Below are 25,465 nucleotides of genomic sequence, written 5' to 3'. Positions count from 1 at the left end.
TTTGTAACTGTGATTTTTGGGTAATGCTAACTCTCAAAACTATCTTGACAGACCAATAGTATAATACCATTTCTGAAAAACTTTTCTATATTTTCGCATAGTAGGAGAGTAGGGAAGTGGGGAAGTAAACCCACCCCTAACCCCTCCCAGGAGGGGAAGTAAACCCACCCCTAACCCCTCCCAGGAGGGGAAGTAAACCCACCCCTAACCCCTCCCAGGAGGGGAAGTAAACCCACCCCTAACCCCTCCCAGGAGGGGAAGTAAACCCACCCCTAACCCCTCCCAGGAGGGGAAGTAAACATAAGAATAATTAACATTAACTTACCTCAGAGTAGCAAAAAAGTTTTTCGACATAAGTTAATTACTTAATAACTGAAATGCCAATGAAGTATGGCATTATTTTTGGGAATTGGTATAAGATCAGGTGCGATCAATATTTGTTATAAATATTCTAGTAGTTAGGAGGGGGTTTGCTGCGTTGGCGGAGCCTAGCGGCAGCTATATCGCAACTTTTATGCAACAAAGCCATTATTAATGGTTAATTATTAATTATTAATTGTTGAATACTCTCCTACTGCCCCGCTCAATAAAATGTAGCAAACATTTATCAAATTACTATAAGACACGAAGTGGCAGGTCGTTGACTATCCCCATCCACTTCTTGCTTCTTGCTTCTTCCTTCTTGCTTCTTCAATCTGGTTTTTGATTTAACCATTCATTAATTTCCTGAGCTAACCGCGTGCTATCTTTTGCATTCATCGCTCGTTCGAGTTGAGATTTATCTATTTGAGATTGAATTGTAACTTGATAACCAGATTCAAATTTAGATGATAATACTTGTAAAATATCTCTAGTATTTCCCTGACATTTCCCGTAAACAAAATCAAATAAATGTCGTTCTACCTGAAAATTATTACGGTCAATATAAATATAATTCTTTTCTCCAAATAGTATATATATTCCCACAAAAATAATGATAAAAAATAATATTCCATAAATTGGATTAGTTAACAGTAAACCAAAAAATATACAAAGCGCTCCACCAACAATTCCAGAATTTTTTAGCTCTCTCAAACTAGGAGCATGAGTATATATTTCTATTAGGTCTGAAGATTTATTAATACTAATAATACTGCTCAAAATTGCAGATTTTTTGGAGGAGATAAGTCTCGGTTGTGATTTTGATTGAGATTTAGCTTGTGATTCGAGGTTTAATAATGCTTCACGGGCACTTTTAAAACGTCTTTCCAAATCCATTTCTGTGATTTTACTAATCCATGTTCCTAAACTAGGACTAATATCAACTTTGTCAGTAAATTGAATCTGATAATTTTTTTGTGGTAAATCTGCGGGGATAATTCCAGTTAGTAAATGAATTAAAGTTGTTCCTAAAGCATATAAATCTGAAGCTGGAACTGCTCTACCCCAAAATTGTTCTAGGGGTGCATAACCTATAGTTCCTACAATAGTAAAAGTTGCTCCATTAGCATTACCTTGAGATTGGACTCCGCCAAAATCTACCAGATAAACTTGTTGGTCTGCACCCATAATTAAGTTACTTGGTTTAATATCTCGATGCAAAACAGGAGGCTCTAGTTCGTGGAGATAAATCAGAATTTCTAATACTTCTTTGGCAATTTTATTGACATCTGCTTCTGTAAATTTTTTCTCTCTATCTAATAATTCTTGGAGGGAAAAACCGGGAATATAATCTTGTACTAATGCAAACCATGATAAACCTGCATCAGCTTCTTTATATAATAAAAAATAATCGCGATAATTAGGGATGCGAGGATGATTTAGGGCTTGTAAAATTTGGGCTTCTGCCTCAAATAAATTTAATTCTTGCCCTAACATTTCTGGGCTATAAGCTAACATTTTGATGGTTACTTGTTCTTGTGACTGGGAATCAAATGCTAGCCAAGTTTTACGACCTGCTACAACATGACCTAATTGTTTTTGTAGTTGGTAACGTTCTTTTAAAATTTTTCCTGGAGTTAACATAATAAGTCAAAATTCAAAAATCAAAAGTCAAAAGTTAAGAGTTAAAAGTAATCTTAATATTATTGAGTCATAATACCGTAGGTTGGCAAGTGAGGCAAAACTGATATCAATCATCACAATAGACATTTCCATAAAAGAGGGAACAGGGAACAGGGAACAGGGAACAGGGAACAGGGAACAGGGAACAGGGAACAGGGAACAGGGAACAGGGAAGAATAATTGATAATTTCTGGGTAATAATTGATTTTATTTTTGATTTTTGGAGATGTCTAATACTGAATAATTAGGCGATCGCTACTTTGTGAGTTTCCTCCCTTAACTATTGGACAATAGTTAAATTAATAATTGAGATTGAATAATTAGGCGATCGCTACTTTGTGAGTTTCCTCCCTTAACTATTGGACAATAGTTAAATTAATAATTGAGACTGAATAATCAGGCGATCGCTACTTTGTGAGTTTGCTCCCTTAACTATTGGACAATAGTTAAATTAATGCTCGATACTGAATAATTAGGCGATCGCTACTTTGTGAGTTTCCTCCCTTAACTATTGGACAATAGTTAAATTAATGCTTGAGACTGAGTAATCAAGCGATCGCTACTTTGTGAGTTTGCTCCCTTAACTATTGGACAATAGTTAAATTAATGCTCGATACTGAATAATTAGGCGATCGCTACTTTGTGAGTTTGCTCCCTTAACTATTGGACAATAGTTAAATTAATAATTGAGACTGAATAATCAGGCGATCGCTACTTTGTGAGTTTGCTCCCTTAACTATTGGACAATAGTTAAATTAATAATTGAGACTGAATAATTAGGCGATCGCTACTTTGTGAGTTTGCTCCCTTAACTATTGGACAATAGTTAAATTAATAATTGAGACTGAATAATTAGGCGATCGCTACCTTGCCAGTTTCCTCTGTTACAGCGGATTCCACTTTGGTGAGGTACACCCGCGCGAGCAAGATGCTCGCACTAAGAACATTTAATTATTAATATCTGTACTTCATATACTTGGAATCTGCTGTAACTGTTGGACAATAGTTAAATTAATAATTGAGACTGAATAATCAGGCGATCGCTACCTTGTCAGTTTCCTTTACTATTGGACAATAGTTAAATGAATTATTCAGTATGGATAATCAGGCGATCGCTACTTTGTGAGTTTGCTCCCTTAACTATTGGACAATAGTTAAATTAATCAGTACTTACGCAGAACCGCCATATCTAGTAGGGGCGAATGGCATTCGCCCCATACCGATAGCGTATTGTCTAAGAATTTGCGTAAGTCCTGTTAATTATCAAAACTGAGTAATCAAGCGATCGCTACTTTGTGAGTTTGCTTCCTTAACTATTGGACAATAGTTAAATGAATTATCAAAACTAAATAATACTGTACCTTATTAATTCATGCTATAACAACTAAAAACTGACAACTCAAAAAACGGTTATGACAGCAAATAATCTCAGACAGAAAATATTAGAACACCTGGAGCAACTACCGTGAGAGCAAGTAAAAAATCTGCTCCGAAAATGGCTAGTAAATTCATCTGGTAATTTAGAATATTTTGAGGAGTTACTGATAAATGAATCCCATCAAAAAACAGAAGAATTACTAGATTACGGAGAGATAGATTCAACATTAAATTTTATATCTTTGACAGAAGAGGAAATGATTGAGAAAAGTAAATTAGCCCTTGAGGATTATCGTCGTCAAATAGAAAAAATTAAACCGCAGCTAAATCAAGACTGGTTAGATTCTTTGGTAACTGAGGACGATATTCTCAATGCTGCGGTTAAGCTAACTCAAGATGAATGAGACTTTAAAATAGAGAGTTTTCTAGAAAACTAGAGACTTAAAAAACTTTTTCATTATCAATTATCCATTATTATTTAGCCAGTTTTCCAAATCTACCACTGTTGCTAAATCAAAAATTTCTTCACCTAAAATATCTAATTTTTCCAAAGATAATTTCTCTATCTGAGTCTGGACTTCTGGAGATATTTCCCCAAATTTTCGGCGAATTTGACGTAAGATTTGTTTCACTACTCCAATTCCAATTCCTTCTTCCCTTCCAATTTCAATTCCTTCGTTTCTCGCGAAACTAATTTGTCCTTGTTGATCTCTCATCAACTTTTCTTGTTGCTCTACTTCCTCTAATTCTTTATTGTTTAAGTTGGCTCGATTTGCTATCTTTAATGCTGCTTCTATTTCTGATACTTCTTCCAATGATTCTGGTATTACTTCTAAATTTGGAGCGGATTTAATAAAGTATATCCATTTATCGCTGAGGCTTTCTAATTCTAATAATTTCTTGTTAAATTTGGGTAATTCTACAAACATTAATGTTAATTCATCTTCGTAATAAATCGATTTTTTCTCTTCTTGAAGTCTGAATTTAGTAATCATTCTCTCAGTATCTTCAAACAAAACAAAATCGACGATTGTTAAAGCTATAAAAGGTTGCAACATCATATAACCCTGCGTTTTATCTAATTGATTTCCATAAGCTTTAGCTAAGTTATAAATTTGTGGTTTTTCAAAATCATCTATCTTCAATGCTTGCATTTTAATAACGACGGTATAATTATTATCTAAAAGTGCTTTGAAATCAAAATAAGTATCTTTGATATTGTTAGTAACTCCAGGGTTATAGGGGTTAATTATTTTGAGAGATTGAATAACATTTTGATTGTTATAAACTATGGCATTGAGAAAGCTAATGAGGATTTTTTGACTGTGAACAGAACCAAAGATTTTTTTAAAGGCAAAGTCGATTTTAGGGCTGATAAATGTCATGGTTATATATTTCCTATAATTTCTATGATTTATGGTAGACTATAAATTATAATTTAATCTGGATATTTATGAAAGCAAATAATCTCAGACAAAAAATATGAGAACGCCTGGAGCCACTACCGGGAGAGCAAGTTAAAAATCTGCTCCAAAAATGGCTGGTAAATTCATCTGGTAATTTAGAATATTTTGAGGAATTACTGATAAATGAATTCGATAAAAAAACAGAATAATTACTAGATTACGGAGAGATAGATTCAACGTTAAATTTTATATCTTTGACGGAAGAGGAAATGGTTGAGCAAAGTAAATTATCCCTTGAGGATTATCGTTGTCAGGGGGTTTCAGTAGCCCATAGTCGGGTGCGCGAATGGGCTGATTATTTAATGGATAATTGATAATGGATAATTGATAATTAACGCCGAAAGGTTTAAAGTCTCTCCTTGACTATTTCAGTTATTAGTTATTAGTTATCAGTTGCTATTGATGGTTTGGTTGAAGTAAAGATCGTTTTTGGGAAGTGTTGAACTCGATAAAAGTAGGTTGGGTAGAACGACAGTGAAACCCAACAACACCTTGGCGTTTTGGGCTGATGTTGGGTTTATCCTACGGATAAGCTGGCGCTAACGTTACCTGAACCCAACCTACAAATACTAATTTCCTCGTAATTCTTTGAGTTGATCTAGAGAGTTTTGATACCACTTTTGATTTCCTTGTTGTTTGTATAAGTCGGCAGCTTTTTCAAAGTCTGATATGGCTTTTTCAATAGAGTTGTTACCCTTGTAAACATTACCTCTGTTATAGTAAGCATCAGCATATTTGGGATTAATTTGAATAGCTTGGTTATAGTCAGCGAGCGCCTGTTCATACTTTCCCTGTTCTTTGTAAACAATACCTCTACCATTGTAAGCATTGGCATATTTGGGATTGAGTTGAATAGCTCGGTTATAGTCAGCGAGCGCCTGTTCATATTTTCCCTGTTTCTCGTAAACAATACCTCTGCCGTTGTAAGCTTCAGCATATTTGGGATTAATTTGAATAGCTCGGTTATAGTCAGCGAGCGCCTGTTCATATTTTCCCTGTTTCTCGTAAACAATACCCCTGTTATTGTAAGGGAACCAAAGTTCAGAATTGTTTAGCCTGATGGATTCCCCGTAATCAGCAAGTGCCTTTTCATACTTTCCTTGTTTCTCGTAAACAATACCCCTGTTATTGTAAGCTTCAGCATATTTGGGATTGAGTTGAATAGCTTGGTTATAGTCAGCGATCGCCTGTTCATAATTTCCCTGGTTATAGTAAACAATACCTCTGCCGTTGTAAGCATCAGCATATTTGGGATTGAGTTGAATAGCTCGGTTATAGTCAGCGAGCGCCTGTTCATAATTTCCCTGGTTATAGTAAACAATACCTCTGCCGTTGTAAGCATCAGCATATTTGGGATTAATTTGAATAGCTCGGTTATAGTCAGCGAGCGCCTGTTCATATTTTCCCTGCTTACCGTAAGCAACACCTCTGTTATTGTAAGCATAAGCATCTTTGGGATTAAGTTGAATAGCTCGGTTATAGTCAGCGATAGCCTGTTCATAATTTCCCTGGTAATAGTAAACAAGACCTCTGTAAATGTAAGCTATAGCATATTTGGGATTAAGTTGAATAGTTCGGTTAAAGTCAGCGATCGCCTGTTCATAATTTCTCAGATCGTAATGCTCTTTACCGCGATTATAGTAAGTTTTAGCATCCTGGGTTTGAGATGCGGTGACATTATCATAATTTCTAGGTGTCTGATTTTCTCTAGTCGGAGAAGGGGGGGCAACAAGAGTAACATTATCATTATCTGTTTTTGTTGGAGATGATCCTTTAAACCAGTTAAAAATAGTGCCTCCATCAGCAATAATACCAACAATAGCAGCAACCGTAGCTATTGCTGTCGTTATTACTAACCAGTTAACATTTACAGCTCCTAGAGAATTATTGTGAGAATGGTTTGGGGACGATCTAGTCATTGGTAATTTTGATTTGGTTAATTAAAAGATAATTTGATTATAGAGCGATCGCTTTTCTTTATAGACCACAAAAGCATCTTTTTAGATTCCGTATTAAACCAAAAGTTCTTAACTATTAATCTGCTTCCCAGTCTTCAATTTTTAATCCTTCTACTCTGCTAAATTCTCTGACATTATGAGTCACTAATATTAGATTATTAGCTAAAGCAATAGCAGCAATTTGTAAATCATCATTCTATTATTTCTCTAACTTCATAATTGCCTTGTTGCGGTCTTTGTAAATTTTCATCAGCCAAAGAACCGTAAGTTTCGTCAATAAATTTCTGCCATTCTAATCGAGATTTTTGCTCTTCAGTAATTATCGGTACAATTTCATCTTCCCCTACTTGGGAAGGAAATTTAAGAGTTGTCATTATTTCTCCTTAAAAGACTAAAAATTATGGGATTAAAATTCTGGAAAAAATAAGTAATACACCAAGTAATTCGCCAAGAAATAAATTTCTTGGCTCACAGCAGAAGCCATCTCAAGATGACCAAAGATAACTAATTTATTATGGCTCATTAATGATAATTAACATTACTGCACAAGTTTTCCTATTAACGAATAAAATCAATCTGACAAATATTTAAAGGAATAATTGGTTCAAACTCTTTGCGGTCAGAAGTCACCAATATTGCACTTTCTCGATTAGCTAAAGTCAAAGCAAAACAATCAGCTATAGAAATCCTTTTAATTGTTCCCTTATATTTTCCCACTTGTTGCCAAAAATCAACTTTTAAATCATCTCGAATAATGACATTTATACTTTGCAAATCTTGAACAATTTCCTCCGAACTTCTTCTCCCTCGCTACGCCAAAAATCATAATAAACTTCACACATATTAATTGCATGAATTAAAGAATTATATTGACTATCAGATAAATATTTTTCTACTTTTTCTGCTCCCGACTCATCTCTAAAGAAAGCAATAACAGCACAAGCGTCTAAAACAATATTCATCTGGCCTTATCCTCTAGATCGATTTCTTTCTGTTTTCTCCGAGCAAAGTCATAACTACTGGTTGCAACATGAGCATATTTTCCCCGTAATGATCGGACTAGAAAATCCTTCTTTTCTTGGTTTTGTCTTTCCCGTAAAATCTCAAATAAAACAGACTGTTCCTTTTGAGATAAAGTTTCTAGTGAATTGATAATTTCCTGTAAATTCATAATTGAGCATTCCCTTAACGAAGTAGCTGGTAGCTGGTAGTAGACCGACATAGCTAAAATGGTGCGTTAGAATTGTCATTGCGAACGATAGTGAAGCAATCTCTAGTGGATTTTCTATTGCATCATTTAAGATGAAACAGTCCACTAGGATACAATTTTACAACCTAATTTGAAAATCGCTATAGTTATCAGTTGTCAGAAATTACTTTTGACTTTTGACTTTTGACTTTTAACTTGTTTTGACTTACCCATAACCCTATTCCCATTACCACCATTCCTAATACCATACCAGGTTCGGGTACACTTACATTTTCTAATGGGTTATTGGGGTCAGTTAACTGCTCCTTGCCATCCTCAACTTTGCGGTTAAAACGGTCTGCTGCTGCTTCTGCGCGTCTGAGTGCTTCCCGTTGTTCGTCGTTAACTAAAACTATCATGGAAGAATAAGGAGTGACTATTTTATAGGTTTTGGCGATCGCGTGAATAGTATCTAATTCATCAAGAGTTTCTAAGTTCATTTGTTTACTCAACCCCAAAACTAACTGTTGAGCTGCCAGAGGTGCAAAATTATCTTCTGTCGTTTCCCCACGAGATTTTTTCTCCAGAAACCAAGCATAACCATCGGCAACGCTGACAACAGATTCTCCGAAATTTGATTTTGCGGTCACTTGTTGGAAGACTTGGGCAAGTTTTGTTGCTGCTCCACCCCCACTTTGTTGAATCAATTTTAATGTGGCATCATCATAAGCAGGCGGCATCGTACCTAAATGCAACATCCACAAAGGTGCAGATAAATTTGGCATCTCTTTGTTGTTTCTAGATAATTCATAACTACCTTCATCGCTGACCAATATTACTCCTTTGTAGCGAGTGTCACCTCGTAACTGGAGATACTGTTCCAGCATTTCTTTGTATTGGAGTGTACCGAAAAATGTTACTTTCTCTACATCAAACTGACTAATATCGTCAATGCGTTCGGGTGGCAGTGTAACATTAGTCAGATATAAGTCAGCATCACCATTGCCAAAACTCAGGTCTCCAAAACCATTTTCCAGCAAGGAGTTAATTGTTTTTTTGAGTTCTTTGGTTTGAGCTTTCATGCTATAGGAAGTATCAAGTACCACTGCAAAACGTCCGCTTTCTACTAAAAATTCCTCTGGTGTTTCTAGGGGTTGAGCAGAAATACTGTAGTTGTTAGGGAAATTTATCTGATGTTGTCGGGGAGTTTGTTCGGCGATCGCTGATACCGTGGGTGGCAACCATGTTTCTTGATAATTTCTGACAAACTCGGCGTTGTACATTCGTTGAGTGTCTTTATTCCAATATATGTTGCGTTTTTCTGTCAACTGCGGTAATGCCCAACTATTGTTTTGTGCCATTACTTGATAAGTCAACCACAGGTGCATTTGAGTGGGTTGTTCGGGGTTTTCTTCTTGTTGGGTTGCGGACAATTTTGCTGGTACGGGAAATGCTCGTAAACGATATTGCCTGGGTCCGACTTTTTCTAGGAGTGCGGGGTCAACGGGTCGCTCTCGTCGTACTTGGGAAGTGTAAACTTTTTGAGCTGCACCACGGGGCGAAACTTTGAAAGGAAAACGTTTTTCTAAGTTGTCAGTATCACCTAACCAAATACCTGTAATAACTGCACTTTCTGGAAGGGTAAAATAATAGAGTATTTCTTGGGGTTCAAAGGTTTGATTTTCATAAATTTCATATAGTTCTATATCTGCCCAGTCTCCATGTTCTGTCACTGTAATTTCTTGTTCTTTTAGCCAGACTTTTTGTTGACCAATATTTAATAATCCCGCCTTAACTTCATCTCGATTTGCTGTTGATTGGATAGCCTGAAGAATTGTTTTTTGTTCTCCTTTTTGGATGGGAGTATCGAAAAATTGACTATATAGTTTTCCTGCTTTTTCTTTGTCTTTAGAAGAGCCTTGATATAAGAATGGTGAAATTAGATGATTGAAGTAATTTTGTAATGATTGATTTATCGATTCTGGTAAGCCAAGTGTGCTTCTATACATAATCCGAATTTGGTTACTTTGGGCGGCTGTACCGAGATAACGATATGAGGATAAATAGGCATTGACTAATCCATCTTTAATTAAATTAGAATTAGCTAAAAGTTCTTGGCGATCGCCTTCATTTCTGACTGGTAAATCTAACATTTGAAAAGCTACAACTTGGGGTTGTTGTTGAAATGAAACAAACAAAATCATCCAGGCAGTTATTACCGCAATAATTCCCTGAAATGTACGTTGATGACTATATTGATTAGCAAATATTCTGAGTATTTTTTGTCCAGAATGAACGTATAAACTGGCTAATGCTGAGGGCATAAACACAAATAAAGTTGTTGTTAAAGCCAATATAAATAACAAGAAGAGGTATAGAAATACATCGCTAGGAGAGTAAGTTAAAGCAGCAATAATTCCTAGAAGCCAGTAAAATGAGAAAAATTCTCGTACTAACATTACGGATACTGGCACGGCATAGAATAGTAGTAATGCTCCCACATATAAACCTGTTAATAACATTAGAGTGTGGGCAAACATTTGTAGCCATGATAATAACCGATTTTGATTAGCATAACCATTTAACATTTCCAGACCAAAAGCGATAATACTAATGAATATTGTGGCTAAAATTAAAGTGCTAGCTTGAGTAAGTTCTCGCAGTACGAATAAACGTAAAAGACAGAGTAAAAATAAGGGAGCTTCAACCCCATAAAATAAACGAATTAATTGCAGAGGTTGTTTCCGAAACCGCCATCCACCAATGATAGTAAAAACAGTAGGAATTACTACTATTCCAATGAAAGTAATTAAAAATTGACTGGGAATTAAACCAGAGAAAGTATCTTCAATTAAAGACCATCCAATAGTTGGCAAAATCCAGAAATATACAGCTCCCAAAAATGTCACATTCCAGACCCAAAAGATACTGTAAAAAGTCAGATTCAGAAATTTTTTAATTTTCATAAAATTTACTCCTACAAATTATTTAGCGATACTGCTGACGCAACGCTCCGCGAACGCCTATTTTCTCTCAAAATTCAACCTATCCATTGCTTTCTGGATCGATACCCGCTTCTCGTAATAATTGTTCTAACCGTTTAGCGCGCTCTTGAACAATTTCCTTCTCTTGACGTTCCTGTTGAAGTTCTTCTTCAGCAACAGTGGCACGACTTTCTGCTTCTAAAGCACGATTTTCTGACACCTCAAGTTGTTGCTGCACTTCAATGTAATCTGTAAATGGTTGTTCATCAGGACGGTACAAAATTAGTGTTTCTGTTGTTAACTCAAACCTAATTCCTAACCTAGGCGAAACAACACCATTTATTTCATCAATTCTTTCTAGGAAAAGTTCAGAACGTAACCATCCCGTTAAACTATTTTTTTGCGGGTCATATAAATAATATTCTTCCACTCCATAGCGGTCATAAAATAATAATTTACGCTCCATTTCTTTAGGTGTATTTCCTGGAGAAAGAATTTCAAATACTACTTGTGGAGCAATATTATTTTCTTTCCATTGTTGATAAGAACCTCGGTCTTCTTTTGGCACTCCAAAAACCACCATGACATCTGGCGCTTGTCGTAATTTACGATTATTTTCTACCGGATACCAAAGTAAATCTCCTGCCACAAAAACTTCAGTATTATCTGCAAATAACCAAGCTAAATTATAATGAATAACTGTAATCCAACGAAATTGAATTGTATTATCTGCTATGGGTTGTCCATCGCTATCTGGATAAACTATTTCTGAGTTAGTTTGGGATAAGGGAAGTTGTATTGTCATATTTTATTTCCTCAGGCACCTCAGTATTTTTAGTATATAATATTGTAAGTATTCAGCTATTAGCGGTCAGCTCTTCCTACGGAATGCTGCGCAAACAGCTTTTTAATGAATGAAACAAGCATTTATTTAACTTCTATTACATTTTCAACTATATGGAGGGAAATTGTAGATGTGGTTCGATAGACTGCTAAGGTTAAGTGATGGACTTTTTCCATACTTTTAATTCTATAAAGCTGATAACTGAAGTCCGCAGTTCTGCGCTTATGAGGTTAGCTGACTGCTGAATGCTTACACAGTATTTAATTAATTCAGCCACAATGGGTATATATAGATATTTTGAAATACTCATTTTTTTTGCTTATAAATAAATATAGTTGTTCAATAGTCTTTGTTTTTGTTTAAAAATATTGGCGAATCTTAGCATCAATTAAATGATTATATTTTGTCAATTTTAACTACATTAAACTGTTAATAAATTTCGGAAAAATTAATTCGATCAAGACTTACGCACAAGGCACGAAACTAAGCTGATATAGAAGTCGAAGGAAAAGTTAGGACAGCTCAAGAGCTTAAAACTCAGACAACGCAATATTTTTCCTTCTTCCTTCTTCTGCTATAAAATTTGAGTTTTGACTTTTGAGTTATAACTTCCGTGAAATGGTATTCCTTTTTCTGCTATAAAATCTTATTTTTGACTTTTGACTTTTGAGTTATAACTTCCGTGAAATGGTATTCCTTTTTCTGCTATAAAATCTTATTTTTGAGTTTTGAGTTTTGAGTTATAACTTCCGTGAAACGGTATTCCTTCTTCCCTCTTCTTTTAATAGAGACTCTAAATTTTGAAACCAGAAAGACCTAACAGTAACCACAATAATTCCTATAGGCAAAAATAAAAATAATCCAAGCATCTGTAATGCTAATATTCCTTTACTCATTACTACTATCAATAAACCGTCGCTCGCTCGCTGATACAATACCCCGAAAAAAGCCAACAATAATAACCCTAATAAACCAATTTGTTTCTGGGAAATATTACTCACTCCAGTGAAAACAAACGGACGACGTAACCATTTCACACTCCCCACTAAAATTTGCTCCACTATTAGCAAAGTTATCCCAGACCACATCAACTCTAACAACACTAATAATACAAATAACCAACTAACCTGTAACTCTAAAGTATAAGTAGGAATCAAAATTAGTTTAGCTGCTATGGTGTAGTTATAGAAGGCAAAAAACGGCCACTGGAGCAAAAATTGAGGTAAATTTACCAGATAATTTGGCGTAGTTAAAATTTCATTGACTCCACATAATAATGTCGGCAATAAAAACGCCACTATCAAAAGCAAAACATATAAACAGACAACTCGCAAAATAGAAGTCAACTTGTCAGAACGACGTAAAGCATAATTACTACACAGTTGCAAAACATAACAAAACACCAGCATATTACTCGCGCTTCTGGTCAGTGCCAGACCTCTTATTGCCATCAACCAAATAACGGTCATTTGTATTGCCAATAACCAGGTAACGCAACGTCGCCATAATAACTGTACTTTTAACGTTGCTGCTTTTTTGATCTGACGAAAATATATTTCTTCTACCAAACTTTCTCCTCTCGTTTCTGTAGTCTGCATTCTGATTTTTTCATCAGGTCGGAGCAATACACAAACACCAGAAGCAATACCACCTGCAAATGTTAATAACATAGAAATGATTAAACCGGGTGCAGCTAATTTTACCTCCTTAGCAGAATTAACATCTAAACTACGTTGCACCCACTTGATAACTTCCGTCATTAACTGTGGGTCGTAGGTGGCAATGATATGGTCAGCAGTGCCAGAAATTATTAACAGTCGAGCAGTACCATTACTGAAACTACCGCAAATATTATTACTGTCGTTGATGCAAACAGAGTTTTTGCTATCCGTTGCTTGCTGCAACATAATTCGTAAATCTTCAGGAGGGTTAATTTGTTCGTATACACCAGCGCCCAAAAATAGATTTCGAGGAGTAGTGATAGTAGCGCTGCCACTCATACCTAAAATAATTGTCGAGCGCAATAGTTCTTCTGTTTGCCCCAACTTTAATGCTGTTGCACCACCCATAGAATGACCAAGAATACCAATGCGGTCTTGGTCAAAAATTTCTGGGCGATCGCGAATGTATGCGAGAACTGCTTTAGCATCTGCTTTGGTGTTTTTGTCTAAGTTTTCTATAGACTTTTCTCTATTTTTCAGTGAATAAGACTCGCCATAACCGCCAAAGTCAAAAGCGATCGCTGCTATTCCATGTCTTGCCAATTCTACTGCTAAAGGTGTCATCATTTCTTTGCTATTGTTGACACCATGACACAACAATATTACTGGATGAGGTTTTGCTGTGGTGGGGGTATAGATACGACTGACTAAATTTCGTTGAGAGTCTATTTCAATATTTATAGATGTTACTTCAATACCGATAGTAGGATTAAATATAATTGATAATATTAAGCCTGTTCCTAATAATAGTAAACTTAGTAAAAATCCATAACGATGCCTATTCATAAATATTTGCCTCAATTTCAGCTGATAATAATTATTGTTCCCTATTTTTGTGGTTTTCTCAAAAAGTTAACTTTTAGATATAAATAATGGGAAATACTCAAGCCTCTAGTACCTGAACAAAAGGGATTTGGTCATCCTACAGAAGTGAATTTCCGATAAATTTTTAACGGCATATTTTAGAGTTAATTTACCTTCCTCCTTGCTGATTACTTTTATAGAGTGTTTATAGTGATTAGGACAAATATAAATTATCTAGCTTAAGATGAATTCCTATTGGCAGTAAGAATTCATCTGATCGACAATTCTATCGATTTTCTAAAGATCGAATTGCTAAAGATTTACTAGACGTATTAACGTCTATTATTACTTCGTTAGGTTTAACCTGTAATTGGATACCATTTGGTTGAACCTGCAAAGTTATGCTAGATGAGATTAAAGAGACAATTAAAACCTCAACCAGTCTGTTTAAGCTTAATAGGCTGGTTATTTTTTGATATTTTTTTGTAGTAGTGGGTGTAGGTCTAGTCATAGATTAATTTTGTTTAATTTTGTAAGTTCCTAATAAACTCTAATTTTGTCAAACTAAAACAGTATTAGCAATATTAAATCAGGTTATTAGACTTGTAATCAAACTATCTATATATTTTGAAAAAATCCGGTTAATTTGTATATTATTTATATAATTAAATTTTGATAATTACGAATTACTCAATCTATTGCTTTTTGATAATTACGAATTGCTTAATCTATTGCTTTTTGATAATTACGAATCGCTTAATTTATTACTTTTTGATAATTACGAATTGCTCAATCTATTGCTTTTTGATAATTACATATTGCTTTTTTTATGATGACCGGGTGCTTTATCTGGCTTTCAAAATTATTAACTGTATATCTGATATACCTGAATGCTTACAAGCAAACGAAAAAACTTCTAACTGATGTTGATTGAGACGAGTGATTTTAGGTATCATTTATTTGGTTCCTAGCGTGTTTAGAACTGAATTTGTAAACTTAGTTTACACCTCTTTCTCGACTAGGCTTGTTGGAAATTATGCCCAAAGGCTTATATATGACCAAACCTTTGCACTGTAGAGCATCCAGCCTCTTAATGTTTACTTTATAAATCAGCTATAAGGAAAGGCAATTATTAATTGTTCATTGTCAATATTGAGGTACAGTTGTAAGATTATTGTTATACTTCCTGTTCCCTATTCCCTGGGGCAATAAAACTTTGTACCTCCAAGACTCGAAAACTGCTGTAAGTTATGAATCAAGATTTACAAAATCAAGTATGTATTGTTACGGGTGGTAATTCTGGTGTTGGTTTAATGACTGCTGTTGGTTTGGCCAAAGCTGGATGTCATGTATTTATTGCCTGTCGTTCTATTAGTAAAGCCACGAAAGCTGTAGATTATATTCGTCAAGTTAGTGGCAATAAAAACGTTGAGTTTTTACCTTTAAATCTAGCTTCTTTAGATTCAGTTCGTCAATTTGTTGATTTGTTTGTAGCTAGGCAACTTCCTCTACATATTTTAGTTAACAATGCTGGAATTTTTAATCAAAGAGGTATTACTCAAGAAGGATTTGAACTAATTTGGGGTACCAACTATTTAGGTCATTTTTTACTGACATATCTTTTGTTAGAAAAACTCAAGAGTTCTGCTTTTAGTAAAATTATTATGGTGGCTTCCGATTTGGCATTAAAACCAAAAACTATTCCTTGGAATTTATTAGTCAAAAAAACATCTCTCAACTTTTTAGAACTTTATTCTGTCTCTAAATTATGTTTATTGCTGTTGACAACTGAACTTACCAGAAAATTAGAAAATACAAATGTAACTGTTAATCCTGTTCATCCAGGATTTGTACAATCTAATATTACAATTTGGCATAGTCTGAGCAAATATTTAGGTTTAGGAATTTCTCCAGAAAAATGTGCAAATAGTACATTATTCTGTGCCCAGTCTAGTCAACTAAAAGAGATAAGTGGTAAGTTTTTTGATTCCCAAACCCAGGAAATTCATTTGCCAAAAATAGCAACAGATATTGATCTAGCAAAACAACTTTGGGAAAGAAGTTTACTCTGGAGTGGATGCCAGAATACAACAATTAACGAAACAATTAATTATGATAATTATTCTGGAATCTCCGGTCCCTACACTCTCAAACTAGACAGTCAAGAAATTGGTCAAATTACCAAAACAATTTTTGCAGAAATCTTACCAAAACCTCCAGGAAAATTATTATTTTTACGCTTTTTAAATTTTTTATGGAAATTGAAACTTGGTTCAGCATTTCTATTATTAGTTAAAATTTGGAAACAAGAATTTCACATGGAAAGACATCTTGATTCCCCTAAAATTTGGAAAATATGTCAGGATGAAAAATTATTAGCAAAATTGCAAGAATATTTAGGAGAAAAATTAGTATTATGGCGTTCTGAACTCTGGGTAAATTATCCCGCAAAACAATTAATCCCCTTGTGGCACAGAGACTCTTATCCAAAATTGCTTTCTGGTGTAGGTAAAACAATTAATGTTTATATTGCTCTGACTGAAGTCAATAAATTTAATGGCTTTGAATTTATACCAAATGCTAAAAAAGACCACAATTTATCTGTAAAAATTACAGACCCTTTTAGTGGCAATAATTTCTTTGAAGTTACAGAAAAATTGGCAGAAAATTCAGTACCCGTCATTCTCAAACCAGGTCAATTTGTGATGTTTACAGATGAACTTATTCATCGCTCTGTATGTAATACTAGCGGTAAAGTTAGACTATCCTTAACTTTACGAGTTACTCAACCTAGCGTAGAAGTTTTACCTAATTATAATCCTAATTATCAACAGTCAGTATTGTTATCGTAGAAGGAATAAGGAAGAAGTAAGAAGCAAGAAGCAAGAGGGAAGAAGCCTTATTACTTCTAACTTCTGACTTCTGGCTTGCTAATACGCATTTAAAATGCGTATTAGTTTACCCCTTTTCCTTAAATTCAAAAATATTTTTTTCATAACTGAAATAGGATGGCTATAACAAAGTAGTTTTCTAGTCAAACACAAATTTTTTTTACAAATAGGCTGAATAGAAACTAATTTGCCAGAATATAAATAGACCAAGAGGCTATTAAAAATTATGAAGGACAACCTATGGAATCAGCTTATTTTTTCTGTCTAATTATTGGTGGAGCATTTGTGGCACTCTCCGCCTTTGCGGGTCTAGATGGTGTAGATTTTGACCAAGACTTTGACCCAGACTTAGAAATTACAGACCAATCAAGTAGACAAGTTAATACTTCAATATATCAGCGTCGCAGAAGATTATGGCTACCATTGTTCAGCCTCAAATTTTGGACTTTTGGCAGTTGTTTCTTTGGGCTAACTGGAATTTTGTTATCCTATATTTCTTCCACTCTTTCACCAACAATAATTGCCATTATTTCTATAATTGTTGGTATTTTATGTGGCACAATTATGGCATGGGTATTATATACCTTAAAAAACCGTCAAGCTGATAGCTTGGTGCGTAGTGGCGACCTTGTAGGTCTTTCTGGAATTGTGGAGATTCCTTTTGATAAAAATAGTAGAGGAAAAATTAGATTAAATGTGAAAAATTCTGTTATAGAATTGATGGCTTTTACTGAAGAATCTAGGGAATTTACTAGAGGAGAAAAAGCATTTATCGTGGGAATAGAAAATCATAGAGTATGGGTAGTATCAGAAGATTATATAGATAGAACATCAGAGGATGAATCTTAATATTTTTAAGCTATCCTCTATTACTATTTCCCAATTCCCCAATTTCAAGAGGTTTTCTGCACAACTTATACCAAATTGATAAATGTTTGCTACAAATAACTTTCTAGGTGGCGTGTTCAATAATTGATAATGGATAATGGATAATTGATAATTGATAATTACCTCTCCCCAAAAGGAAGAGGATTGAATAAAAGGAAAATTTTTTCTCTCTTGGTCGATTAGATATGGTGAGGAAACCCATCCATCCCATCCTAACGGAATGCTCCGCAAACGACCGCTTGTTTCTCCACAGCGAGTGAGAGGCTTTAAACCTTAATTATTCGGTAAATTATTAATTATTAATTATTTACTAGCCAGTTTATTTGTAACATTCTTTTTTCACGCTTGGTATTAAATATAGTTGCGATATGAATAAATCAGCATGAAAAATCAACTTTTAATGTTAGCCTATATTTCAGTGGGAGTAGGAATATTTGGTGGGATGTTAATAGTATTATTGTTGTCGATTTTTCGACAAAACCAAGTCATAAATAGTCTTGTCAGTCCTCAAGATTTTTTAGGTCTACCCTGCACTGTGGAAATTCCATTTGATACTCATAGTAAAGGTAAAGTTAGTCTAAATGTTAAAGGAACTAGCATAGGATTAATTGCCCGTACAACAGAAGAATCTAAAGAATTTACTAAGGGAGAAGAAGTATTTATTATTGGCACAGAAAATAATCAGGTGTGGGTAATTTCCAAATCATCTTTTCAACACCAGGAATAATCATAAATGAAGAAGGCAGAAGGCTTAACGAAGTCAGAAGTCAGAAGGCAGAAGGCAGAAGGCAGAAGGGAAAATTGCTTATGGATAGTCTTCGACACGCCACTCCGTGTCTACAAACCCCAAACAATTTTAAGCACCCCCCTTGACGGTGGGGTATTAAACCCACCACAGACAAAGATAATGAATAACCACAAATATTTTTAGGTAAAAAAACGATTTGTAGGCCAGTTAACTCGAACTTCCATACTACTACATGAAAAATACTATATTTCACAAAAATAAATGAGGAAACTTAACTAATGAAAAGTAAAAATTTAGAATCAAATCAAGCAGAATTAACCACTGTAGAAATAGCACAAATTCCTCCTGTAATACAAAAGCAGCCAATTCAGAATTTTACAGGAAAAATTTCTACAAGTTTACCCATCGCTCTATCTATATTTGGAGTAATAGTTTTAATCTGGTTTATCAACACATTCATACAAATTTGTAAACCCAATGAAATACTAATTTTATCCGGTCGAAAACGGCGGACAAAAGAAGGAGAAACAGTTGGTTATCGCGTAATCTTCGGTGGTAGAGCAATTCCCATCCCAATTCTAGAAACAACCAAAACAATGGACCTACGCACCATGCCAGTACCTGTGGAAGTGCGGAATGCTTACTCCAAAGGCGGTACTCCACTAAATATTCAAGCGATCGCCAATATCAAAGTTTCCAATGACCCCAAAATAGTAGGCAATGCCATAGAAAGATTTCTCGACCGCGACCGCTCAGAAATTACCCGTGTAGCAAGAGAAACCCTAGAAGGAAACCTGCGGGGTGTAGTCGCCACCCTGACCCCTGAACAACTCAACGAAGACCGCCTTCAATTTGCCGAACGCATTGCCGAAGACGTGAGTCGCGACTTAGCAAAATTGGGTCTACAACTCGACATCCTGAAAATTCAAAGCGTTTCCGATGACGTAGACTACCTAAACTCCATCGGCCGTCAACAAATTGCCATGATTCGCCGAGATGCAGAAATAGCTGAGTCTAACGCCAAAGCAGAAGCAGAACAAATAGAAGCTGACTGCCAACGACAGTCAGAAATTGCCAAAACTCAGTCAGAAACATTGATCGTCCAGAAAGAAAACGAACTCCGCAAAATTCGAGCAGAATGGGATCAGAAAGCTCGTTCGGAAGAAGAACGAACCAAAGCAGCAGCTAAAGAAGCAAGGGCAAGAGCAGAACAACTATTGCAAACAGTCCGCGCTGAGTTAGAGAGATTGCGTTTAGAAGCAGATGAAGTATTGCCAGCAGAAGCACAACGGCAAGCAAAAGAACTCATAGCAAAAGGAAATGCTGCTTCTGTTTCAGAAAATGCTCAAGCTGAAGCTTTAGTTAACGATATGCTTTCCCAGGTTTGGCACGAAACTGGCAACGATGCTGCGGAGTTGTTCTACTTACAGCAAATTAGTATGATTTTGCGTGAGTCCGCGAAAGTGACAGAACAAGTTAAATTGGAAAATGTCAAAGTTATTGATAGTGGAGATGGCAAGTCGATCGCTAGTTTGGTGAATGCTTATCCTGAAATCTTCCGCCAGTTTCTCAACAATGTTAATCAAACCCTTGGCGTTGATGTGACAGGTAATTTCAGCAATGGGAATGGGAAAGAAATTAAGTCTCTGGAGGCTCAAAATTCATCCATGGGGACACGGGGACACGGGGACATGGAGACACGGAGACACGGGGACACGGAGACACGGGGATTATAGTTGATCCTCTCTGAATTAAATCATCCCGCAATTATGCAATGCCATAAGTTTCTAAGTTCAGCAGAATTCATCTTTAGTCATCTTCAAGATAGCTAATTTATTATGGCGTTCTTCATGAGACTTGATATGAGTTTTGACTTCTGACTGCCGTGAAATGGTATTAATTCTCCATCCAGTTCTTCCTTCTTCCTTCTTCCTTCTTCCCTCTTCCTTCTTACAATAACTAAAATAACGGAGTAAAAAAATCATGGAAATAGTATTAGCATTACTAGCAGTTTTCGGTCTTGGTACTGGTGCAGGTGTCTTTGTCATTCGCAACCTTTATTACATTTGTCAACCAAGTGAAGTCCTAATTTTTTCTGGAAGTCGTCACCGTGTGGGAGACAGCGATAAAAAAGTTGGATATCGTCTCGTCAAGGGAGGTAGTAGCATTCGCGTCCCCCTGTTGGAACAAGCTTTCCGCATGGACTTGAGTAATATGATTATTGAACTCAAGGTTAATAATTCTTATTCTAAAGGTGGTATTCCTCTCACAGTTGAGAGTGTGGCAAATATCAAAATTGCTGGCGAAGAACCTACTATTCACAATGCGATCGAGCGGCTGCTAGGCAAAACTCGCCAGGAAATTGAAAAATTAGCCCAGGAAACTCTAGAAGGAAATTTGCGTGGTGTGTTAGCTTCTCTGACACCAGAACAAGTAAATGAAGACAAAATTGCTTTTGCCAAAAGTTTACTGGAGGAAGCAGAAGACGACCTAGAAAAATTAGGTTTAGTTTTGGATACTCTACAAATTCAGAATATTGCTGATGATGTAGGATATCTTGATTCTATTGGTCGAAAACAACAAGCAGAATTGTTGCGAGATTCTCGTATTGCTGAAGCAAAAACCCAGGCAGAATCAATTATTCGAGAGGCAGAAAACCAAAAAAATACTTCTTTCAAACAGATTGAAACTAAAGTTGCTGTAGCTCGTGCAGAAGCTGAAAAACGTATTCAAGATGCGGTGACAAAACGGCAAGCCGTGGTAGCGGAAGCGGAGGCTGACATTGGGTCAGAAGTAGCGCGGACTCAAGCTGAAGTAGCAGTGCAGAATGAGCGTATTAAGCAAGTAGAACAACAGTTACAAGCAGATGTCGTTGCTCCCGCAGAAGCTGAATGTAAGCGAGCGATCGCTAGTGCTAAAGGAGATGCTGCTGCTATTGTCGAACCAGGAAAAGCACAAGCTGAAGGTATTAAGAAGTTGGCAGAATCTTGGAAAGCTGCTGGTACAAATGCACGAGAAGTTTTTCTGTACCAGAAGTTGGAAGAGTTGCTAAAGATTATGGTATCTACTGTGCCGGAGGTTGAAGTGGATAATGTGACTGTGATTAATACCCAAGGTGGGAGCAATGCCACAAAAATGGCTGCCTTTATTGAGGAGTTCAAACAAACTACTGGTATTGATGTAGCTGCTACGGTAAATAGTTTAAGCGATCGGGGTATAGGGAGTAGGGGAGTAGAGGAGTAGGGAAGTGGGGGAGTTAGGGGAGCATTTTTCTACCTTCTGACTCCTGAGGACTCCGTCATTTATTTATAGAACCCATTTGGTATATTTTTAGTCAGTCCAGTAGGGTGTGTTAGCGGTAGCGTAACTGAGCGAAAAATTTGAGATAGGCGGTGCGTTAATGAAATGTAACGCACCCTACTGGACTGTTTCATCTTAAATAGTGCATTAGAATTGTCATTGCGAACGATAGTGAAGCAATCTCTAGCCAATTTCCTATTGCATCATTTTAGTTGAAACAGTCCACTACTAGACTGTTGCGAAACAAAAACCAACCTACGGTATGATCACGGTAGTGGGAGCATCTTGCTCCCATCCCTTCGAGCATCTTGCTCCCATCCCTTCGAGCATCTTGCTCCCATCCCTTCGAGCATCTTGCTCCCATCCCTTCGAGCATCTTGCTCCCATCCCTTCGAGCATCTTGCTCCCATCCCTTCGAGCATCTTGCTCCCATCCCTTCGAGCATCTTGCTCCCATCCCTTCGAGCATCTTGCTCCCTTCTCTGCTGCTTAACCCAACCTACGGTATTACAGCGGTTTTCATTTGCGTAGACTACAGTAGGGGCGATTCGCGTTTGCGGAGCATTCCGTAGGAAATCGCCCCTACTGGGTTGTGATTGTGAAGATGTGGTTCATCAATATGAAAAGCGCTGTATAGCTTATCCGATTTTTGTTGGGTTGCGCTGTCGCTTAACCCAACCTACGCTATTATAGCTTATCCGAACAAGTGATAACTCCTGAATTCTAACTCAAAACCCAATTCACCAGAGTCCGAACGCCATAACCAGTTGCACCAGCATTATTGTAACCATTCTCAGCATCTATCCATACAGGACCGGCAACATCCAAATGCGCCCAAGGTGTATCTTGAACAAACTGCTTCAAAAATAAAGCAGCAGTAATAGCACCACCAGGGCGAGGACCAGTATTTTTCATATCAGCGTGCATAGCTTTCAACCCGTCAAAATATTTCTCCTCCAAAGGCATCCGCCATAGTTTCTCACCAGCACTTTCTGCCGCTGTCGCCAGTTGCCCAGCTAAATCATCATCCGGACTCCATAAACCAGCAATATCATTACCCAATGCCACAACACAAGCACCTGTGAGAGTAGCCAAATCAACGATCGCATCTACTTCTAATTTATCGGCAAAGACTAAAGCATCGGCCAAAGTTAAACGCCCTTCAGCATCCGTATTGTTAACCTCAATAGTTTTGCCATTAGAAGCAGTGAGGAAGTCTCCAGGGTGCATAGCGTGGCCACTAACCATATTTTCAGTGACAGCGCTAATAAAATGAACTTCCACATCTGGTTTTAACTGAGCGATCGCCTTAACAGTACCAAAAGTTGTACCAGCTCCACCCATGTCGGTTTTCATCATTTCAATCCCACTACCAGAAGGCTTTAAGTTTAAGCCACCAGAGTCAAAAGTTAAGCCTTTTCCTACTATTGCTAACTTTTTACGAGGAGTACCTTCTGGTTTGTAGGTGATATGAATAAATTTTGGTGGAATATCGGAAGCTTTAGCAACTCCCAGGAAAGCTCCCATGCCTAATTTTTCACAATCTTCTTGTTCTAAAATTTCTATAGTTAACCCAAATTCTTGAGCCAAAGCTTCAGCAGTTTCAGCCATAGTTATTGGGGTACAGGAATTAGCAGGTGCAGCTACAAGTTCCCTGGCTAGAATCACCCCAGAACAGATTTTTCGGGCACGGGCAATGGCTTCATCAGAGCCAGCTAAACCAATTAACTCTACTTTTTCTACATCTGGCCCTTGGTCTTCCAGTTTAGATTTAAAGCGATGATCTTGATGGAGGACTAACTCAATGCCTTCTGTAATGGCTGCAGTTGTAGCTTCAGCATTGTCACATATTGGCAAGCTAATGCCTAGAGTTTTGCACCTCTCCTTTTTTGCCAAGCGTCCACAAGTTGCTGCTGCTTGGCGCAGAGTTTCTAATTTTAGCTCTTCCGATTTACCAAGGCCCACTATAATAATTTTGCGGATGGATTTTTTGCTGCCCACACGAGTCGAAGCACTGCTGTTGACTTTACCCTTAAATTCTGTTTCTTCAATTAGTTCAGATAAAGTGTCAGTCAGCTTTTCATTCAAATAGGCCATATCCCCGGTTAATATGCTATCGGTATCTTCAAATAAACCAATGGCTAGGGCATCTCCGGTCCATTCTAACAGAGGTGTATTGATTGCTCTAATTTCCATCTTGATTTCCTTTTAATTGTTTATTGGTAAATTATCTTAATCGTTTTTTTGAGTTCAAACTCGGATAATTACTTTTTTAATTATTTTTTTGATTAAGTTAATATGTAAGCATTCAGCCGTCACCCATCAGCTATAGAACCCATTTGAGAGCTATTTAAAAAGAGTTGGGGAGATGGGGAGATGGGAGTATTTTTCAACCTGCTTGGTGCACGTTCCCTCTGTTGGTCAGCATTCCCATGGCGAGGAAACCAGCTCTTGACAGAGCCGCTCCGCTAACGCCGGGGTCTGACCGCTTGCGCCGTGCGACGGTGAGTGCAGTGCGCCCTTGCGGGTCCCCCGACAGTCACGCAACTGCCAAACCCGAAGGGCGCGGGGTCGCATCCGTTTTTTCCCTTATGCCTTCCCTCCACCTCCTGACTTGTTGTTCCTGACTCCTGACTCCTCGCAAAAAACTGAATCGCCGAAAAATACCAAATGGGTTCTATAAGCTTCATTGTCTTTAAAGAAAGTATGGGTAATATCAAATTTGGGGGAATTGGACATCAAAAAATATCGAATTGTCATAACTACTCAATCTTTGTGATTCTCTCTCCTCCTGACTTGTTGTTCCTGACTCCTGACTCCTAAAGACTTAACCAATCTATAACTGTTTAACTGGATTTGATATAAAAGCAGATCAGCTAACCTTGCCAGTATATCGAGTAACATCATGTCCTGATAAGAGCATTGAAACTGGGAACGGCTTTTCAGGTATCAGCTTCTGAATACTAATTCCTTTTAAATAGGTATCATTTTAGCTATACATTAGGTATATTTCATTAATGGATAATTGATAATTACCTCGGGTTTTAACCGCTACGGAATTGAATATAAGGAATATTTTCTTTTCTTGGTCGATTGGAGGACAGCGCAGGTTTCGGAGCCATCCCTCGACCGCTGTCTTGGTCGATTGGAGGACAGCGCAGGTTTCGGAGCCATCCCACCCTGCGGGAAGCTACGAAGATCGACCGCTTTTTTTCCCTTTAAAAGGGTCGGCTTCAAGGCGCGAATTATTTAA

20 protein-coding genes are annotated in these 25,465 nt (G+C 36.8%); 7 read left to right on the top strand and 13 right to left on the bottom strand.

From position 1 onward, the window contains the following. Positions 1–690 precede the first annotated feature (690 nt). Positions 691–2,004: a serine/threonine-protein kinase gene (locus tag F6K15_RS26140; RefSeq protein ID WP_293066393.1), complete on the bottom strand. Its 1,314-nt coding sequence runs from the start codon at positions 2,002–2,004 to the stop codon at positions 691–693. Between the two features lie 1,658 nt (positions 2,005–3,662). Here F6K15_RS26140 and F6K15_RS26135 point away from each other — a divergent pair. Beyond that, positions 3,663–3,824 (top strand): hypothetical protein, encoded by a 162-nt coding sequence (locus tag F6K15_RS26135; RefSeq protein WP_293066390.1) that lies wholly within the window; start codon positions 3,663–3,665, stop codon positions 3,822–3,824. A gap of 60 nt (positions 3,825–3,884) precedes the next feature. Here the strand turns inward: F6K15_RS26135 and F6K15_RS26130 are convergent, their stop codons facing one another. The 10 genes from F6K15_RS26130 to F6K15_RS26080 form a co-directional block, all read right to left on the bottom strand. After that, on the bottom strand, positions 3,885–4,805 hold the full coding sequence (locus F6K15_RS26130; RefSeq protein WP_293066387.1) for an Rpn family recombination-promoting nuclease/putative transposase: 921 nt from the start codon (positions 4,803–4,805) through the stop codon (positions 3,885–3,887). A gap of 650 nt (positions 4,806–5,455) precedes the next feature. Further along, a complete protein-coding gene (locus F6K15_RS26125; RefSeq protein WP_293066384.1) occupies positions 5,456–6,805 on the bottom strand; it encodes a tetratricopeptide repeat protein in 1,350 nt (449 codons plus the stop codon). A gap of 230 nt (positions 6,806–7,035) precedes the next feature. After that, the gene (locus F6K15_RS26115) at positions 7,036–7,218 is read right to left on the bottom strand and encodes a hypothetical protein (protein WP_293066381.1); all 183 of its coding nucleotides are present in this window, start codon (positions 7,216–7,218) and stop codon (positions 7,036–7,038) included. A 184-nt stretch (positions 7,219–7,402) separates the two neighbouring features. Beyond that, positions 7,403–7,618, bottom strand: a complete 216-nt coding sequence (locus tag F6K15_RS26110) for a hypothetical protein (RefSeq protein ID WP_293066379.1) — start codon at positions 7,616–7,618, stop codon at positions 7,403–7,405. After that, the gene (locus F6K15_RS26105; RefSeq protein ID WP_293066378.1) at positions 7,606–7,806 is read right to left on the bottom strand and encodes a PIN domain-containing protein; all 201 of its coding nucleotides are present in this window, start codon (positions 7,804–7,806) and stop codon (positions 7,606–7,608) included. Before F6K15_RS26105 ends, F6K15_RS26110 begins: the two co-directional genes overlap by 13 nt. Beyond that, a complete protein-coding gene (locus F6K15_RS26100) occupies positions 7,803–8,015 on the bottom strand; it encodes a hypothetical protein (RefSeq protein WP_293066376.1) in 213 nt (70 codons plus the stop codon). Before F6K15_RS26100 ends, F6K15_RS26105 begins: the two co-directional genes overlap by 4 nt. A 188-nt stretch (positions 8,016–8,203) precedes the next feature. Continuing rightward, positions 8,204–10,999: a TIGR02921 family PEP-CTERM protein gene (locus F6K15_RS26095; protein ID WP_293066373.1), complete on the bottom strand. Its 2,796-nt coding sequence runs from the start codon at positions 10,997–10,999 to the stop codon at positions 8,204–8,206. Positions 11,000–11,078: 79 nt separating this feature from the next. Then, entirely contained in the window at positions 11,079–11,822 is a 744-nt protein-coding gene (locus tag F6K15_RS26090) for a Uma2 family endonuclease (RefSeq protein ID WP_293066370.1), read from the bottom strand. A gap of 779 nt (positions 11,823–12,601) precedes the next feature. Then, positions 12,602–14,368 (bottom strand): alpha/beta hydrolase, encoded by a 1,767-nt coding sequence (locus F6K15_RS26085; RefSeq protein WP_293066367.1) that lies wholly within the window; start codon positions 14,366–14,368, stop codon positions 12,602–12,604. Positions 14,369–14,672: 304 nt separating this feature from the next. Beyond that, the gene (locus F6K15_RS26080; RefSeq protein WP_293066365.1) at positions 14,673–14,897 is read right to left on the bottom strand and encodes a hypothetical protein; all 225 of its coding nucleotides are present in this window, start codon (positions 14,895–14,897) and stop codon (positions 14,673–14,675) included. Positions 14,898–15,636: 739 nt separating this feature from the next. Here F6K15_RS26080 and F6K15_RS26075 point away from each other — a divergent pair. From F6K15_RS26075 to F6K15_RS26055, 5 genes are all read left to right on the top strand, one after another. Then, complete coding sequence (locus F6K15_RS26075; RefSeq protein ID WP_293066362.1) at positions 15,637–17,238, top strand: SDR family NAD(P)-dependent oxidoreductase; 1,602 nt, start codon at positions 15,637–15,639, stop codon at positions 17,236–17,238. Between the two features lie 279 nt (positions 17,239–17,517). After that, positions 17,518–18,126: an NfeD-like protein gene (locus F6K15_RS26070; protein WP_293066359.1), complete on the top strand. Its 609-nt coding sequence runs from the start codon at positions 17,518–17,520 to the stop codon at positions 18,124–18,126. Between the two features lie 421 nt (positions 18,127–18,547). After that, positions 18,548–18,892 (top strand): NfeD-like protein, encoded by a 345-nt coding sequence (locus F6K15_RS26065; protein WP_293066356.1) that lies wholly within the window; start codon positions 18,548–18,550, stop codon positions 18,890–18,892. 6 nt (positions 18,893–18,898) lie between these two features. Further along, entirely contained in the window at positions 18,899–19,096 is a 198-nt protein-coding gene (locus F6K15_RS26060; protein WP_293066353.1) for a hypothetical protein, read from the top strand. A 95-nt stretch (positions 19,097–19,191) separates the two neighbouring features. Further along, positions 19,192–20,649 carry a flotillin family protein gene (locus F6K15_RS26055; RefSeq protein ID WP_293066350.1) on the top strand — a complete coding sequence of 486 codons (1,458 nt, stop codon included), beginning with the start codon at positions 19,192–19,194 and terminating at the stop codon, positions 20,647–20,649. Positions 20,650–20,706: 57 nt separating this feature from the next. Here the strand turns inward: F6K15_RS26055 and F6K15_RS26050 are convergent, their stop codons facing one another. Next, positions 20,707–20,898, bottom strand: a complete 192-nt coding sequence (locus tag F6K15_RS26050; protein WP_293066348.1) for a hypothetical protein — start codon at positions 20,896–20,898, stop codon at positions 20,707–20,709. Here F6K15_RS26050 and F6K15_RS26045 point away from each other — a divergent pair. Continuing rightward, positions 20,897–22,156 carry a flotillin family protein gene (locus F6K15_RS26045; protein ID WP_293066345.1) on the top strand — a complete coding sequence of 420 codons (1,260 nt, stop codon included), beginning with the start codon at positions 20,897–20,899 and terminating at the stop codon, positions 22,154–22,156. The genes F6K15_RS26050 and F6K15_RS26045 overlap by 2 nt on opposite strands. Before the next feature lie 779 nt (positions 22,157–22,935). Here the strand turns inward: F6K15_RS26045 and F6K15_RS26040 are convergent. Then, positions 22,936–24,408: a leucyl aminopeptidase gene (locus F6K15_RS26040; protein WP_293066342.1), complete on the bottom strand. Its 1,473-nt coding sequence runs from the start codon at positions 24,406–24,408 to the stop codon at positions 22,936–22,938. Between the last annotated feature and the right edge of the window lie 1,057 nt (positions 24,409–25,465).

The sequence above is a fragment of the Okeania sp. SIO2B3 genome (assembly GCF_010672525.1).
In the GTDB taxonomy this organism is placed as follows: Bacteria; Cyanobacteriota; Cyanobacteriia; order Cyanobacteriales; family Microcoleaceae; genus Okeania.
This window is presented reverse-complemented; position numbering and strand designations above follow the sequence as displayed.

Bases quoted from the DNA above. Each gene is read 5' to 3' on its own strand.
- F6K15_RS26140 (WP_293066393.1), bottom strand. From the start codon at position 2,004: ATGTTAACTCCAGGAAAAATTTTAAAAGAACGTTACCAACTACAAAAA.
- F6K15_RS26130 (WP_293066387.1), bottom strand. From the start codon at position 4,805: ATGACATTTATCAGCCCTAAAATCGACTTTGCCTTTAAAAAAATCTTT.
- F6K15_RS26125 (WP_293066384.1), bottom strand. From the start codon at position 6,805: ATGACTAGATCGTCCCCAAACCATTCTCACAATAATTCTCTAGGAGCT.
- F6K15_RS26115 (WP_293066381.1), bottom strand. From the start codon at position 7,218: ATGACAACTCTTAAATTTCCTTCCCAAGTAGGGGAAGATGAAATTGTA.
- F6K15_RS26105 (WP_293066378.1), bottom strand. From the start codon at position 7,806: ATGAATATTGTTTTAGACGCTTGTGCTGTTATTGCTTTCTTTAGAGAT.
- F6K15_RS26100 (WP_293066376.1), bottom strand. From the start codon at position 8,015: ATGAATTTACAGGAAATTATCAATTCACTAGAAACTTTATCTCAAAAG.
- F6K15_RS26095 (WP_293066373.1), bottom strand. From the start codon at position 10,999: ATGAAAATTAAAAAATTTCTGAATCTGACTTTTTACAGTATCTTTTGG.
- F6K15_RS26090 (WP_293066370.1), bottom strand. From the start codon at position 11,822: ATGACAATACAACTTCCCTTATCCCAAACTAACTCAGAAATAGTTTAT.
- F6K15_RS26085 (WP_293066367.1), bottom strand. From the start codon at position 14,368: ATGAATAGGCATCGTTATGGATTTTTACTAAGTTTACTATTATTAGGA.
- F6K15_RS26080 (WP_293066365.1), bottom strand. From the start codon at position 14,897: ATGACTAGACCTACACCCACTACTACAAAAAAATATCAAAAAATAACC.
- F6K15_RS26075 (WP_293066362.1), top strand. From the start codon at position 15,637: ATGAATCAAGATTTACAAAATCAAGTATGTATTGTTACGGGTGGTAAT.
- F6K15_RS26070 (WP_293066359.1), top strand. From the start codon at position 17,518: ATGGAATCAGCTTATTTTTTCTGTCTAATTATTGGTGGAGCATTTGTG.
- F6K15_RS26065 (WP_293066356.1), top strand. From the start codon at position 18,548: ATGAAAAATCAACTTTTAATGTTAGCCTATATTTCAGTGGGAGTAGGA.
- F6K15_RS26060 (WP_293066353.1), top strand. From the start codon at position 18,899: ATGAAGAAGGCAGAAGGCTTAACGAAGTCAGAAGTCAGAAGGCAGAAG.
- F6K15_RS26055 (WP_293066350.1), top strand. From the start codon at position 19,192: ATGAAAAGTAAAAATTTAGAATCAAATCAAGCAGAATTAACCACTGTA.
- F6K15_RS26045 (WP_293066345.1), top strand. From the start codon at position 20,897: ATGGAAATAGTATTAGCATTACTAGCAGTTTTCGGTCTTGGTACTGGT.
- F6K15_RS26050 (WP_293066348.1), bottom strand. From the start codon at position 20,898: ATGATTTTTTTACTCCGTTATTTTAGTTATTGTAAGAAGGAAGAGGGA.
- F6K15_RS26040 (WP_293066342.1), bottom strand. From the start codon at position 24,408: ATGGAAATTAGAGCAATCAATACACCTCTGTTAGAATGGACCGGAGAT.